Source organism: Aquamicrobium segne (genome assembly GCF_042656785.1).
Taxonomy (GTDB): Bacteria; Pseudomonadota; Alphaproteobacteria; order Rhizobiales; family Rhizobiaceae; genus Mesorhizobium; species Mesorhizobium segne.
The window spans coordinates 17676-32264 of sequence record NZ_JBHSLL010000016.1 but is presented as its reverse complement, the minus strand read 5'-3'; the positions used below and the strand labels follow the sequence as shown (position 1 = coordinate 32264).

Sequence of the window (14589 nt, the reverse complement as noted above, 5' to 3'; positions counted from 1 at the left end):
CATATCCTCTAAAGAACCTTTCCATGCGACTTCTTTTTCTCGGTGACATGGTTGGCAAGGCTGGCCGCACGGCGGTCTGGGAACAGCTTCCCGGCCTCATTTCAGATTTCCGGCTCGATTTTGTCATCGTCAATGGTGAAAACGCAGCCGGCGGCTTTGGCATTACCGAGGCCATTTTTCATGCCACCATCGAGGCCGGGGCCGATGTCGTCACCACCGGCAATCATGTATGGGACCAGCGCGATGCACTGAATTTTGCACCCCGCGAAGACCGTTTCCTGCGCCCGTCCAATTTCCCCAAAGGCACGCCCGGCAAAGGGTCCGGGCTTTACATGGCCCGTAATGGCGCGCGTGTCATGGTGGCCAACATTATGGGCCGCGTCTTCATGCACCCCGAACTGGATGATCCGTTTCAGGCCGGTGAACGGGAACTGGCAGCCTGTCCATTGGGCGAACAGGCCGACGCGGTGGTCATCGACTTTCACGCCGAGGCAACCAGTGAAAAAATGTGCTTTGCCCATTTTGTCGATGGGCGGGCCTCGCTGGTGATCGGCACCCACACCCACCAGCCGACAGCCGATCATCAGATTCTCAATGGCGGCACAGCCTATATGTCGGATGCGGGCATGTGCGGCGATTATGATTCGTCGCTGGGCATGGACAAGGAAGAACCATTAAACCGCTTCCTGTCCAAAGTACCCAAAGGCCGTTTTGAGGCGGCCAATGGCCCGGCAACCCTGTGCGGCGTTGGTGTGACCCTTTCCGACCGCACCGGCCTGGCTGAAAAAATTTCCCCCTTCCGGCGCGGCCCGCGGCTGGAAGAGGTGATGCCGTCTTTCTGGACCTGACAGACCGCCAGAAAGCCTCTGGCATTCCCAAGGTTAGAGCATTTTGCAGTCAAATGATTCCATTTGACTGCAAAATGCTCTAGTTTTTGCCAGCGTTCCATTGGAGACTGCTGCCAGATGCTGGATTTTCTCGCAGGCCATTTCGACTGGCTGAACAACCCGACCGCATGGGTGGCGCTGCTCACTCTGGTGGTTCTGGAGATCGTGCTTGGCATCGACAATCTGATCTTCATTTCCATCCTGACCAACAAGCTGCCACCCAAGCACCGCGCAAAGGCGCGCACACTTGGCATTGGGGCTGCACTCATCATGCGCCTGCTGCTGCTGGCCACAATTTCCTACATCGTCAAACTCACCAATCCGCTGTTTGTGCTGTTTGACCACCCATTTTCATGGCGCGACATTATTTTGATGACCGGCGGCCTGTTCCTTGTCTGGAAAGCCACCCGCGAAATTCACCATTCGGTTGACCCTGACGCCGACAAAAGCCAGATGATCAAACACAGCGTCGAACTCTCGCTTGGTGGCGCCATCTTCCAGATTCTCCTGCTCGATCTGGTTTTTTCCATCGATTCCATCATCACCGCCGTTGGCATGACCGATGAGATCGCCATCATGTATATTGCGGTGATTGTTGCCGTGGGCGTAATGCTGATTGCGGTTAATCCGCTCTCGGCCTTCATTGAGAAAAACCCCACCATCGTCATGCTGGCGCTGGGCTTCCTGCTGATGATCGGCATGACGCTGCTTGCCGACGGCATGGGCTTTCATGTGCCCAAAGGCTATATCTATGCCGCCATGGGTTTTTCAGCGATGGTCGAGGGGCTGAACATGCTGGCCCGGCAGCGCAAGGCAAGGACAAGAAAGCGCGGCCATCAACCCAGATGATGTTGCAGGGCGATATTGGTGTGCGGCTGGACGAATTGCCCGGTTTTCTTTATAAGCGCGCCATTGCAGGCATCGGCTTCATCAAACGGAAACCTTCTGTCGGACCGCCCGGCGCCTGACCAGACAAACAGGTCCGGTCCCGGGCATTCCAGCCTGTTGCGACCCGGACGTCACCAAACATCAGGGAACCTTATGGCCGGCCATTCACAATTTAAAAACATCATGCATCGCAAGGGCCGTCAGGATGCGATGCGCTCCAAGCTCTTTTCCAAGCTGGCGCGTGAAATCACGGTTGCAGCCAAGGCGGGAATGCCTGACCCGGCCATGAACCCGCGCCTGCGTCTGGCCATTCAAAATGCCCGCTCCGAATCCATGCCAAAGGACAATATCCAGCGCGCCATCAACAAGGCCGCCGGCAGTGATAGCGAAAACTATGAGGAAGTGCGCTATGAAGGCTATGGCCCCGGCGGCGTGGCGGTGATTGTCGAGGCGCTGACCGACAACCGCAATCGCTCCGCCTCCAATATACGTGCCGCCTTCACCAAGGCTGGCGGCTCACTGGGAGAAACCGGCTCGGTCTCCTTCATGTGGGACCGGGTGGGTGAAATTACCTATCCGGCTTCCGCCGGTTCTGCCGACGCCATTATGGAGGCAGCTATCGAGGCAGGTGCAGAAGATGTGGAATCTGATGAGGAGAGCCATACCATCTACTGCGCTTTTGAAGCGATCAACGAAACCGCCAAAGCACTGGAAGAGGCGCTTGGTGAAGCAAGTTCGGTCAAAGCCATCTGGAAGCCGCAAAACACCATTCCTGTTGATGAAGAGCGCGCCCAGTCACTGATCAAGATGGTTGGTGTGCTTGAAGACGATGATGATGTGCAAAACGTCTATGCCAATTTTGAGGTTGACGATGCAACGCTGGCGAGACTGAGTGCCGGATAAGGCTAGAGCTTCGGACCAAAAAATGGAATCGGTTTTTGGATAATTCCGATGCTCATTCAAAGAGTTAGAGCGTCCTTTGTGCGTCCGATAGGACGCACGGCGCTCTAAGTAATCCCCAATAAAAAAACCCGCCATGCAAGGCGGGTTTTTTATTGTTCAATTTATATGAGCGCGCACGCGCGCCCCGAACAACTCTCAAGATTTTTAAATGCCGAGATTGGCAAACTTGTTCTTGAACTTCGACAGACGGCCACCGCGGTCAACCAGCGTCTGCTGGCCGCCGGTCCAGGCCGGGTGCGTGGTCGGGTCGATGTCGAGGTTCATCGTGTCCCCCTCCTTGCCCCAGGTCGAGCGGGTCATGTATTCGGTGCCATCGGTCATTACAATCTTGATGGCGTGATAATCGGGGTGAATGTCTGCCTTCATCGCTCTCGTCCTATATTGGGGTACGGCGGCCCTGCGGCGATGCGCCCCTTTTAAAAAACTCAAGGCCGCAGCTATTCAAAAGCCGCAGCCTGAAACGGTCGGCGAGCCTATACAACACCTGAAACTGAATCACAAGGTCGCAACAGCGCATAATGGCAGGACCGGCAGTGATGGAGACCCGTAATATGGCGCAATCTGAAAATGCCGAAGCACGGCGGCGCTCACTTAAACCGCTCAGGCAGGTTTTTCCCTATATCCGCTCCTATCGCGGGCTGGTTATCGGCGCCTTGATTTCGCTGGTGATGGCGGCAGTGACGACACTTGCGCTGCCTCTGGCTGTGCGTCGCCTGATCGATCAGGGTTTTTCCCACGCCAACACCACTTTTGTGTCCAATTATTTTGCCATGCTCATGGGCATGGCGGCACTGCTGGCTCTTGCCTCGGCCGCCCGCTATTATTTTGTCATCACGCTGGGGGAGCGGGTCGTTTCGGATCTGCGCCGTGATGTTTTTTCGCATCTGACCACATTATCCCCGGTTTTTTTCGACCGGATACAATCAGGCGAAATCATCTCGCGGCTGGCTGCCGATACCACACAGATCAAATCTGCAGTGGGAGCAACGGCTTCAGTTGCCTTGCGCAATCTCATTCTCGGCTTCGGGGCGCTGGCCATGATGGTGATCACCAGCCCCAAACTGTCGGGTCTGGTGGTTGGCGCCATTCCGCTGGTGGTCATTCCGCTGATTGCCTTCGGGCGTTCCGTGCGCCAGCGCTCACGAGCCGCGCAAGACATGCTGGCAACAGCAAATGCCTATGCGGGCGAGCAGATTAGCGCCATCCGCACCTTGCAATCCTTTACCAATGAAGACCTTGTCACCAGCCGTTTTCATGCAGCGGTCGAGACCGCTTTCAAGGCAGCGCGCTCTTCCGTGCTGGCGCGCGCCCTGCTCACCTTTGTCGCCATCTTCATTGTTTTTTCGTCTGTGGTTGCGGTGCTGTGGTTTGGTTCGCGTGATGTTCTTACGGGTGCCATATCACCGGGCACACTTGGGCAATTTCTGCTCTATTCGGTTTTTGCAGCCGGTGCACTGGGCGCTTTATCAGAAGTCTGGGGCGAGCTTGCACAGGCTGCCGGTGCGGCTGAACGGCTGACCGAACTTCTGGCCGCAGAAGCTGAAATCAGATCACCTGCCAACCCGACCCCCCTGCCGGTTCCGGCGCGTGGCGCGCTTGCCTTTGAAAATGTGTCGTTTGCCTATCCGGCAAGCCCCGACCGCACGGTGCTGCATGAGCTTTCCTTCACCGTTCAGCCAGGAGAAACAATTGCCATTGTCGGGCCATCGGGTGCTGGTAAAAGCACGCTGTTTGCCCTGCTTCAGCGCTTTTATGATGTAAACCATGGCGCCATCTTCATGGACGGTACTGATCTGCGCGAAGCCGACCTGCAGGCGCTGCGGGCACGCATGTCGATTGTGCCGCAAGATGTGACCATTTTCGCCAGCTCCGTGCGCGACAATATCGCTTTTGGCCGCCCCAGGGCATCAGAGGCCGAGATCAGGGCCGCAGCACAGGCAGCACAAGCCGAAGAATTCATCCTGAAGCTGGAGCGGGGCTATGACACGCAGGTGGGCGAGCGTGGCGTGACCCTTTCAGGCGGCCAGCGCCAGCGCCTTGCCATTGCCCGCACCATTTTGCGCAATGCGCCCGTTCTGCTGCTTGATGAGGCCACTTCAGCACTTGACGCCGCCAGTGAAATGCTGGTTCAGGACGCATTGTCTGGCCTGATGCAAACCCGTACCACGCTGGTGATTGCGCACCGGCTGGCAACCGTGCTTCAGGCCGATCGCATCCTTGTCATGGATGAGGGGCGCATTGTCGAAGAGGGCGACCATCGCAGTCTTGTCGCCAAAGGCGGCCTTTATGCCGAACTTGCCCACCTGCAATTCAAGGCCGGAATTTTAGAGCCTGTCTCCTGAATTGGGAACCAATTTCAGGATAAAGAAGCGTCAGCGTTCGGTCAGCTTCAGTTCAATGCGGCGATTGCGGTCGCGCGCTTCTTGTGTATCGGTTTCATCCAGCGGCTGATATTGACCAAAACCGGCAGCCACCAGCCGGTCGGCCGGCACCCCGTTGGCAATCAGGAACTTGACCACCGAAAGGGCGCGCGCCGACGACAATTCCCAATTGTCCTTGAAGCGCCCGGCCCCCGACAAGGGCTGGTCATCGGTGTGACCATCAACCCGCAAGACCCAGTGAATCTCGGGCGGGATTTCCTTTTGCAACTCGATAATGGCGCCAGCCAGTTTTTGCATCTCAACCTGGCCTGCCTCATTAATCTGATCGGAGCCGACAGGAAATAAAACTTCCGACTGAAACACGAAACGGTCACCAACAATGCGGATATTGTCGCGATCAGACAAGATTTCGCGCAACCGCCCGAAGAAATCAGAGCGGTAGCGGTTCAGTTCCTGCACACGCTGGGCCAGCGCCACATTCAGCCGACGCCCCAGATCGGCAATCTTGGCATTGGAATCGCGGTCGCGTGCTTCCGAGGCTTCCAATGCCTGTTCAAGCGCCCCGATCTGGCGACGCAGGGCGGCAATCTGCTGATTGAGCAATTCAACCTGCGACAAGGCGCGCTGGCTGATCTGGCGTTCGCTGTCCAGCTCTCCAGCAATCCTGTCAGCGCGCGCAGACGCTTCACTGCCCGCCCCTGCTCCTGCCGCCAGCAATTGTTCCAGCCGGCTTTTTTCAGATTCAGCACCAGCAAGCGACGCCTGAAGATTGACAAGAGCGTCCTGCGTGTCCTGTACATTGGCGCGCTCAAGCGCCAGAAGCTGTGTCAGTTCATTGATCTGGGCGTTCAGGCGGTTGAGCGCCTCATCCTTGCCGGAAATCTCACGGCTAAGCAGAAATTGCGCCAGCACGAACACCGAAAGCAAAAACATGATGGCCAAAAGCAGCGTCGACAGCGCATCGACGAAACCCGGCCAATAATCAATGTGACGGTAACTGCGCCGCCCACGGCCCAGAGCCACCTAGTTTCCTCCCTTTTGCGCCTTGAGCGCATCGGCAATTTTTTCCAGCGTTTCGCGCATGGCGCGCTGTTCATCCGACTGGGCTTCCACCCAATCCCGCATGATCTGCTGTTCGGAACGCATATTCTTGACCAGACCGGCAATACCATCGGCCAGATTGGCCATGGCAGCGGCCACGCGCGGGCTGGAGCCGTCATTTTCCTGGAGCGAGCGCAGCCGCTCGGAAAGAGCGCGCAGCTCATCTGTGGCGCCTGTATCCTGTCCACTGCCGGGCGCGGCAAGATCAGAGGAAAGATCGGTCACCGAAGACAGCCAGTTTTCAAGCTCGGTGTAAAAACGATTCTGCGCACGGCCTGCCTGGAGATCTAGAAAACCAAGAATGAGCGACCCGGCAAGACCGAACAGCGAGGATGAAAACGCTGTTCCCATGCCTGAAAGCGGTGACGAAAGCCCCTGTTTAAGCGCCTCCAGAACAGAGGCTGAATCGCCGGTGCCCGGATCCAGCGACTGAATGGTGTCGGAGATTGAGCCAATGGTCTGCAAAAGCCCCCAGAACGTGCCAAGCAGTCCTAAAAACACCAGAAGGCCGACAAGATAGCGCGAGGTATCGCGGCTTTCATCAAGGCGCGTGGCGATCGAATCAAGCATGGTGCGCATGGAACTGGTCGAAACCGCAATCGAGGCGGAACGGCCAAGCATGGCCTGCATGGGCGCCAGCAATACCGGATTGGTGGTTTCGGCCCCCGCCCGGAAAGAATTAACCCATCGCACTTCACGAAACAGCCGCCCCACTTGCCCAAAGGCCAGCAGGATACCGACAATGAGTACACCCAGAATAAGGCCATTCAGGCCGGGATTGGTGATAAAGGCGGACTGGATCTGCCGGCTGAGGATAATGGCGATAAAGCCCACCAGCACCAGAAAAATGACCATGGTCAGCAAAAACGCCTGCGGGCTGGAAAGCTTGTGCGGATCGTAGCTCAGTACATCCGAACCACCGCCAATACCGAACGATCTGAGCAGGGCCATGTATCTTCCATCTGATTTGCGTACGTTACACTGACACTACAACATGTCACCCATAAGTGGGAACCGCTTATGGCAGATGGCTCATGCGGCACATATCAGCGCAAGGCAACCGGCTTTGACAGCGTCTTGATCAACGCCCGGTGAATCGCCTCATTGCCTGCAACAACCCCGCCGGTTTCAAATATCTGCTGGCCACCCCTGGTGTCCGAAGCGAAGCCGCCTGCCTCACGCAGCAGCAAAAGCCCGGCGGCCACATCCCATGGTGACAGGTTATTTTCCCAATATCCATCAAGACGGCCAGCCGCCACATAGGCCAGATCAAGGGCGGCCGCGCCCATGCGGCGCACACCTGCCACCTCGCCCATGACATTGCGCAGTTCAATCAGAAAATCACCATGATGACCACGGCCCAGATGTGGAACGCCGCAGCCAACCACGGCATCGGTCAGCTTGGTGCGCGCAGCCACCCGCAAGCGGCGGTCATTCATGAATGCCCCGCCACCGCGTTCAGCCGTGTAAAGCTCATCCATGATCGGATTGTAGACAACACCGGCAACGATCTGGCCCTGACGCTCCAAGGCGATGGACACAGCAAAAACCGGAATGCCATGCAGAAAATTGGTGGTGCCATCAAGCGGATCGACAATCCAGCGGTGCTGATCATCTTCACCATCAACCGCGCCACGCTCTTCCATCAAAAAGGCATAGCCGGGGCGGGCCTTGGAAAGCTCGGAAAAAACAATGTCTTCAGCGCGGCGATCCGCCTGACTGACATAATCGCCCGGACCTTTAAGAGACACCTGAAGGTTTTGAACTTCGCCGAAATCGCGCGAAAGCGAACGACCGGCCTTCATGGCTGCCTGAACCATGACGTTGAGCAGGGCTGAACGGGCCATGACGATATGATCTCCAGATCCATTGAAAAAATGCCGGCAAGCGCGGACAATTGACGCTTCCAAGACCACAAATCGCCGTCTGTGGCAAGAGAGGCCTGCATTGTCGTCGTCTCTGTCGGATGTCAGGGCAGGCTTGTCAGGGCAGGCGGTTGGCGCGCTGCACGCTCTGTTGCAACTCCTCTTTGGTCAGGCCCTCCAGATAGCCTTCCATTTCAGGGTCGATCAGCCCGGCACGGCGCGCCACAATATACCAGGCGGCTGCCAGAACCGGATCAGGATCAGTGCCAAGAGCGGCCACATAAAGCTTGGCCAGCCGGTTCTGGGCGGCGACATTGCCGCCATTGGCCGCCAGTTGCATCCAGCTGAAACCTTGCTTGTAGTCGCGCGCGCCGCCACGGCCTTCAATGAACCATTGGGCCAGATCAAGCTGGGCGGTATCAAAATTCTGTCGCGCCGCCTTTTCCAGCCATTCACGGGCCTTGATGTCGTCTTGCTGGCGGCCGCCAACGCCATTGGCATAGATCTGCGCCAGCGCATATTGCGCATCGGCCACGCCCGCTTCTGCGGCGCGTTCATAATAATCGACCGCCAGAGACAGATCTTCGGGGTTTTCCTTCACCAGAAGCTGGGCAAAATTGAACTGGGCCAGCGCATTTCCGGCCTCGGCTGCTGCCTGCATCAGCGCATAGGCCTGTTTTTTGTCCTGTGGCACAAAATTACCGTCAAGCAGCATCAAGGCATATTGAAACTGTGCTTCGGGGACACCGCGTTCGGCAGCCGCCTCATACCATTTTGCCGCTTGCCTGGCATCAAGGGGAACGCCAAGCCCGCGCGCCAGCAATTCAGCCAGCAGCACCTGTGCCGCCGGGTCACCATTTTGAGCGCGTGGCAAGGCCAGATTATAGGCGGTCTTGTAAAGCCCGCGCTGATACGCACCATAGGCATCATCAACCCGCCTGCCAAAACGGGCGGGATCGAGCCCGGGTTGCTGGGCCGGTGCATCCGATGCCGAGGACTGCGGATGGGGTCTGTCGCTCTTTTCCGGCGCAGCCTTAGGCGTCCCCGTGGCGCTCAAAAGCGCGCAGGACAAAAGCAATGCAAGGCCAGCGCGCCTTGCCATATCAGTTGTCGAAACGGGGTGCATGTTCATCCAGCAGCGCATTGGCACGCGCCACCGCCTCCCGCGGATCGCCCCCATCGGCAAAAACGGCGGCTGAAAGTGCGACAAATTCCGCGCCGGTTGCAGCCACATCAACCACCGAGGCCACATCATTACCCCCCATGACAATGCAGGGAATTTCCACCATTTCTGCCCACCATGCGCCAAGGTTGAGATTGCGCGGATGCGGGTTTGCATCCGTGTCATAGCCAAAGCGGCCAAAAAACAGATAGTCAGGGCCTTCTTCGCCAAGCTCCAGCGCCTCGTCACGGGTTTTGACCCCACCACAGCCGACCACCATGCGCTCTTGCACACGCTCAATGGCATCCGCCAGTTCCGGCCGCTTGCCCTCAATATGGATGCCATCGGCCTTGATGCGCCCCACCACCCGGCTGTCACCGGCAAGGATGGCGGCTGCACCTGCAGCCTGCGCCAGCGGCGCCAGTTTTTCAACGGAACGCTGGAAAGCCACTTCATCCATGTCGCCTTGTGGCAACAGCACGGAAGCCACATCACCCCCTGCAAGAGCCGCAGCAAGCTGATCATCTTGCGTGCCGGGCATGGCGATGAGAACAAGGCGACAGCGATTGGGAGGCGTTTGCAAGGTCATGACGGTTCCGGTTTTCTTTTTATTCTAGAGCATTTTTCACGGAAACAGATGAAATGATCTAGCGTGGCAAAATTGGCTGCATTGGGGCATAAAGCAAAGCGCGCGGCTTGAACAGATCAGGCTCCATGCAGGGGCTGTGAAGAAAATGACCTGAAAACAGGACATTTAGGCGACAATTTCCGGCAAGTTTAAGCCTCCATTAAGCTTTACGATTGATTACTGCACCTATCCAGTGATCTGGATTCTTACCGAGTGGTTGGAGCCACTTTGTTTGACGCCTCCCTGTTAACTTTTCAGAGCCGCCTAACCTGCGGCTCTTTTTTTAACCTGCCTCGGGGGCAGGCAACAGTTTCAGGGTCGAGGTCCATTTTGCACAAGCAAGCTGTTTATATTAACCTTCCATTAAGTATATGCTTGCCTTGAAATGCCATCAGGCGCATTTTCCGGGCGGTTAGCCTTATAGGATGGCAGCTATGCGATGGAAGCGAATCGCTTCCTGGTCCGGCCAGGGTGCAATATGAATCAATCGTCTCAGGAAAGCGGGAATACGGTCAGGCTGGCCGAGCACCGGATTTTCTCACCTTCCTTCCAGCCGCTTTACAATGAAGGCATGGGGCTGGTTGAGCATGCCGCCGATTATCTGGATTCGCGTGGACGCATGGAGGCCAAAAAGCTCAGCCGTCTGGCCGCAACCCTTTATGCGGCCGAATCCATGCGGCTGACGACACGGCTCATGCAGATTGCTTCCTGGCTGCTGCTTCAACGCGCCGCCAATTCGGGTGAAATGACCCGCGATCAGGTGGCGGCTGAAAAAGCCAAGGTGCGCCTTGATACGGTCTCAGCCCATGAAGATGCCGATGGCTGGAGTGAATTGCCGGTCGAATTTGTCGATCTGGTGCGCCGCTCTTTGCGCCTGCAATCGCTGGTGCGCCGCATGGATGAGGAAGTCTATGGCGGAGCGCTGCCGCAAGGGCTGGAACGCGGCAGCCCGGTATTTGACCAGATTTCACTTCTCAACACGGCTTTTGCCCGCGGCTGACCTGATCCTGTTTCTGGTTTGTTCACATTTTGCTGGCAAGTCTGCGGCCAGTGAATAAAGTGAGCAATCATGGCAGAACCGATTCGAATTATTGGCATCGACCCCGGGCTTCGGCGCACCGGCTGGGGCATTGTCGAAAGCCTTGGCAATTCCTTGCGCTTTGTGGCGTCCGGCTCGGTCTGCTCGGATGCCAAGGCAAATCTGGCCTCGCGCCTGTGCCAATTGCATGAGGGCCTGTCGCAGGTGCTGCACCAGGCCATGCCGCATGAGGCGGCAGTGGAACAAACCTTTGTCAACAAGGATGCAACCGCAACCCTGAAACTGGGGCAGGCGCGTGGCGTCGCCATGCTGGTTCCAGCCCTTGCCGGTCTGCCGGTGGCTGAATATGCGCCCAATGCGGTTAAAAAAGCAGTCATCGGCGTTGGCCATGGCGACAAGAAACAGATCCACATGATGGTCAAGGTGCTGATGCCAAAGGCCATGTTTGACACCCATGATGCCGCCGACGCACTTGCCATCGCCATCTGTCATGCCCATCACCGGCAAAGTGTGGCATATCGGTTGCGGCAAAGTGCATAAATTCAGGGGCAGATAAAAACATGATCGGCAAGCTGAAAGGGGAAATCGACGAGATCGGCGAAGATCATTGCATCATTGATGTGCAAGGCGTCGGCTATATCGCATTTTGTTCAGCCCGAACGCTGGCCGCCCTTCCCGGCCCCGGTGAAGCCATTGTGCTGTTTATCGAAACGCTGGTGCGCGAGGACATGATCCGGCTTTACGGTTTTGCCAGCGCACTGGAACGGGAATGGTTTCGCCTGCTGTCAACCAGTGTGCCGGGCGTTGGCCCCAAGGTGGCGCTGTCGGTATTGTCGGCCCTGTCACCTGCTGAACTTGCCAATGCCATTGCCTTGCGTGACTTTGCCATGATGACGCGCGCCCCCGGCGTCGGCAAGAAAGTGGCTGAGCGCATCATTACAGAGTTGAAAAACAAGGCGCCTGCCTTTGCCGGTGAAGCCAGCAGCACCATCGGCTTGAAACAGGAACTGGGCGAGGGCACAGCCCCTGCGCCCGTGGCGGATGCGGTTTCAGCGCTTGCCAATCTTGGCTATGCGCGTGATGTTGCCGCCAATGCGATAGCCGCAGCGCTGAAAACAGCCGGTGAAGATGCCGATTCGGCAAAACTCATCCGCCTTGGCCTGAAGGAACTGGCAAGGTGAGTTTGCGCCTGCCCACAGCCTGCTTGCCCCGGATCGCGCATCATGGCAGGACAGCGCCATGAACACGGACCCCCGCCTTATTTCTCCCGACCAGCGCGGCGAAGATGCCGAGCAGACGCTGCGCCCGCAAACGCTTGACGATTTTGTCGGGCAGGCGGCAGCGCGCGCCAATCTCAAAGTGTTTATTGAAGCCGCCAAAGGGCGCGGGGATGCGCTGGACCATGTGCTGTTTGTCGGTCCGCCGGGGCTTGGCAAAACCACGCTTGCCCAGATCATGGCGCGTGAAATGGGCGTCAATTTCCGCTCCACTTCAGGCCCTGTCATTGCCAAGGCGGGCGATCTGGCCGCTCTTTTGACCAATCTTGAAGATCGTGATGTGCTGTTCATTGACGAGATTCACCGCCTCAGCCCGGCGGTTGAGGAAATTCTTTATCCGGCGATGGAAGATTTCCAGCTTGATCTGATTATCGGCGAAGGTCCGGCCGCACGTTCGGTCAAGATCGACCTTGCCCGCTTCACGCTGGTGGCGGCAACCACGCGGCTTGGCCTGCTGACCAATCCGCTGCGTGACCGGTTTGGCATTCCGGTGCGGCTTAATTTTTATACGGTGGACGAGCTGGAACTGATTGTGCGGCGCGGTGCGCGCCTGCTTGGCCTGCCGATGAATGATGATGGCGCGGTGGAAATTGCGCGCCGCGCCCGCGGCACACCGCGTATTGCCGGGCGGTTGCTGCGGCGGGTCCGTGATTTCGCCACCGTTGCAGGTGAAGAAACCGTCAACCGCAAGGTTGCCGATGAGGCCCTGCTGCGGCTGGAGGTCGATGGACAGGGGCTTGATGCGCTGGATCGGCGCTATCTTTTGATGATTGCCCAGAATTTTGGTGGCGGTCCGGTGGGCGTGGAAACCATTGCCGCTGCCCTTTCAGAGCCGCGTGACGCCATTGAGGACATTATCGAACCCTATCTCATCCAGCAGGGGTTTATCCAGCGCACCCCGCGGGGCCGTATTTTAACCGCCAATGCCTGGCGTCATTTAGGGCTTGAAGCGCCGCGTGATATAACCCAGCAGCAGACGAGCCTGTTTGAGGACGAATGAGCGCGCCAGACCACATTCCCCCCGGCCTTTCAGGTGAATTGACCACTTTCGGACACCGGCTTATGGCGCGTGTCTATTATGCCGATACGGATTTTTCCGGCGTTGTCTATCATGGCCGCTATCTGGAATTTTTCGAGCGGGGCCGCTCTGACTTTCTGCGGCTGGTGGGTGTCCATCACACGCAATTGGCAGCCGGTGAACAGGGCGAAAAAATCGTCTGGGTGGTGCGGCGCATGGAAATCGACTTTCGCAAACCCGCCCGCATCGACGATATTTTAACCGTTGAAACCCGCACGCTGGAAGTGTCGGGGGCGCGCATCACCATGGCCCAGCAGTTGAAGCGCGATGACGACTTGCTGGTGGAAGCGCGTGTTGAAGCAGCCATTATTGGCGAAAATGGTCGCCCGCGCCGTTTTCCCAAAGACTGGATTGCAGCTTTCATGCCAACCCCCGGGCCAAAATCCTGACTGGCTGCAAAATACTCTAACACATCCTTAACCATAACACTTCATGAAGAAGCGATGAAAATCGAAGGGGCGGACATGCCTTCCTTTGACCAACATTTGCCGTAAAAAGGCAGCCAATGACGCTTGTTGAGAGTATTTCCGGCAAGAATGGCCGGTAAAAACCCGGCCTGCAAAGTTTTAAGGAAGGTTTGGATGGAAAATATCGCTCTTGCTGAACCGGCAGCGAATTTGTCGATATGGGCCTTGTTCATGCAGGCCAACTGGGTGGTCAAGCTGGTCATGATCGGTCTGCTGGGGGCCTCCATATGGACCTGGGCCATCATCTTCGACAAGATTGTCTCTTATGGCCGCATGAAGCTGGCGCTTAACCGCTTTGAGCAGATTTTCTGGTCGGGACAGTCGCTGGAAGAACTTTACCGCACCCTTTCCGATCGCAAGACCACCGGCATGGGCTCGATTTTTGTGGCCGCCATGCGCGAATGGAAAAAGAGCTTTGAAAAAGGTGCAAAATCACCGCACGGTCTGCAAATGCGTATCGACAAGGCGATGGATCTTGCGCTGACACGCGAGATGGAGCGCCTGGAAGGCAGCCTGGGCTTTCTGGCCACAATCGGCTCGGCCGCCCCCTTTATCGGGTTGTTTGGTACGGTGATCGGCATCATGACCTCGTTTCAGGCTATTGCCGGTTCCAAATCCACCAGCCTGGCAGTTGTGGCCCCCGGTATTGCCGAAGCGCTGCTGGCCACGGCCATTGGCCTGCTTGCCGCCATCCCCGCCGTCATTGCCTATAACAAGCTGTCATCCGATGCCGGCAGGCTGGCCGGGCGCATGGAAGGCTTTGCCGATGAGTTTTCCGCCATACTCTCGCGCCAGATTGATGAGAAAACAGGCAAGGCTGCCTGAGGCTTGATCTGCGGTTTTAAAAATGGGC

At 57.2% G+C, this 14589-nt stretch carries 17 protein-coding genes; 11 read left to right on the top strand and 6 right to left on the bottom strand.

The features are described from left to right. Positions 1-23: 23 nt before the first annotated feature. The 4 genes from ACFPLB_RS06650 to ACFPLB_RS06635 all read left to right on the top strand — a co-directional run bounded on the left by ACFPLB_RS06650 (position 24) and on the right by ACFPLB_RS06635 (position 2678). Positions 24-848: a TIGR00282 family metallophosphoesterase gene (locus ACFPLB_RS06650; protein WP_378228590.1), complete on the top strand. Its 825-nt coding sequence runs from the start codon at positions 24-26 to the stop codon at positions 846-848. A gap of 117 nt (positions 849-965) precedes the next feature. Then, entirely contained in the window at positions 966-1736 is a 771-nt protein-coding gene (locus ACFPLB_RS06645; protein WP_378228589.1) for a TerC family protein, read from the top strand. Further along, positions 1733-1855, top strand: coding sequence for a hypothetical protein (locus tag ACFPLB_RS06640; protein ID WP_378228588.1), 123 nt, complete (start codon positions 1733-1735; stop codon positions 1853-1855). Before ACFPLB_RS06645 ends, ACFPLB_RS06640 begins: the two co-directional genes overlap by 4 nt. 73 nt (positions 1856-1928) lie before the next feature. Beyond that, positions 1929-2678, top strand: coding sequence for a YebC/PmpR family DNA-binding transcriptional regulator (locus tag ACFPLB_RS06635; RefSeq protein WP_378228587.1), 750 nt, complete (start codon positions 1929-1931; stop codon positions 2676-2678). 204 nt (positions 2679-2882) lie between these two features. Here the strand turns inward: ACFPLB_RS06635 and rpmE are convergent, their stop codons facing one another. Next, positions 2883-3104: a 50S ribosomal protein L31 gene (rpmE, locus tag ACFPLB_RS06630; protein WP_378228586.1), complete on the bottom strand. Its 222-nt coding sequence runs from the start codon at positions 3102-3104 to the stop codon at positions 2883-2885. A gap of 185 nt (positions 3105-3289) precedes the next feature. On the opposite strand from rpmE, the gene ACFPLB_RS06625 reads away from it, so the two are divergent. Next, the gene (locus ACFPLB_RS06625) at positions 3290-5080 is read left to right on the top strand and encodes an ABC transporter transmembrane domain-containing protein (protein ID WP_378228585.1); all 1791 of its coding nucleotides are present in this window, start codon (positions 3290-3292) and stop codon (positions 5078-5080) included. A 30-nt stretch (positions 5081-5110) separates the two neighbouring features. Here the strand turns inward: ACFPLB_RS06625 and ACFPLB_RS06620 are convergent, their stop codons facing one another. The 5 genes from ACFPLB_RS06620 to ACFPLB_RS06600 all read right to left on the bottom strand — a co-directional run bounded on the left by ACFPLB_RS06620 (position 5111) and on the right by ACFPLB_RS06600 (position 9836). Next, the gene (locus ACFPLB_RS06620; RefSeq protein ID WP_378228584.1) at positions 5111-6142 is read right to left on the bottom strand and encodes a peptidoglycan -binding protein; all 1032 of its coding nucleotides are present in this window, start codon (positions 6140-6142) and stop codon (positions 5111-5113) included. After that, on the bottom strand, positions 6143-7171 hold the full coding sequence (locus tag ACFPLB_RS06615) for a MotA/TolQ/ExbB proton channel family protein (RefSeq protein WP_378228583.1): 1029 nt from the start codon (positions 7169-7171) through the stop codon (positions 6143-6145). It abuts the gene before it with no gap. Between the two features lie 95 nt (positions 7172-7266). Continuing rightward, positions 7267-8067 carry an inositol monophosphatase family protein gene (locus ACFPLB_RS06610; RefSeq protein ID WP_378228582.1) on the bottom strand — a complete coding sequence of 267 codons (801 nt, stop codon included), beginning with the start codon at positions 8065-8067 and terminating at the stop codon, positions 7267-7269. Between the two features lie 136 nt (positions 8068-8203). Further along, positions 8204-9187: a tetratricopeptide repeat protein gene (locus ACFPLB_RS06605; protein ID WP_378228620.1), complete on the bottom strand. Its 984-nt coding sequence runs from the start codon at positions 9185-9187 to the stop codon at positions 8204-8206. Between the two features lies 1 nt (position 9188). Further along, a complete protein-coding gene (locus ACFPLB_RS06600) occupies positions 9189-9836 on the bottom strand; it encodes a thiamine phosphate synthase (RefSeq protein WP_378228581.1) in 648 nt (215 codons plus the stop codon). A 517-nt stretch (positions 9837-10353) separates the two neighbouring features. Here ACFPLB_RS06600 and rcdA point away from each other — a divergent pair. From rcdA to tolQ, 6 genes are all read left to right on the top strand, one after another. After that, positions 10354-10875, top strand: a complete 522-nt coding sequence (gene rcdA / locus ACFPLB_RS06595; RefSeq protein ID WP_378228580.1) for a protease adaptor protein RcdA — start codon at positions 10354-10356, stop codon at positions 10873-10875. 69 nt (positions 10876-10944) lie between these two features. Continuing rightward, on the top strand, positions 10945-11454 hold the full coding sequence (gene ruvC / locus ACFPLB_RS06590; RefSeq protein WP_378228579.1) for a crossover junction endodeoxyribonuclease RuvC: 510 nt from the start codon (positions 10945-10947) through the stop codon (positions 11452-11454). Positions 11455-11474: 20 nt separating this feature from the next. Further along, a complete protein-coding gene (gene ruvA, locus ACFPLB_RS06585) occupies positions 11475-12095 on the top strand; it encodes a Holliday junction branch migration protein RuvA (RefSeq protein ID WP_378228578.1) in 621 nt (206 codons plus the stop codon). A gap of 58 nt (positions 12096-12153) precedes the next feature. Further along, positions 12154-13191, top strand: coding sequence for a Holliday junction branch migration DNA helicase RuvB (gene ruvB / locus ACFPLB_RS06580; RefSeq protein WP_378228577.1), 1038 nt, complete (start codon positions 12154-12156; stop codon positions 13189-13191). Continuing rightward, positions 13188-13658, top strand: coding sequence for a tol-pal system-associated acyl-CoA thioesterase (ybgC, locus tag ACFPLB_RS06575; RefSeq protein WP_378228576.1), 471 nt, complete (start codon positions 13188-13190; stop codon positions 13656-13658). The genes ruvB and ybgC overlap by 4 nt, the downstream gene beginning before the upstream one ends. Before the next feature lie 192 nt (positions 13659-13850). Then, a complete protein-coding gene (gene tolQ, locus ACFPLB_RS06570) occupies positions 13851-14561 on the top strand; it encodes a protein TolQ (protein WP_378228575.1) in 711 nt (236 codons plus the stop codon). The last annotated feature ends 28 nt before the right edge of the window (positions 14562-14589 follow it).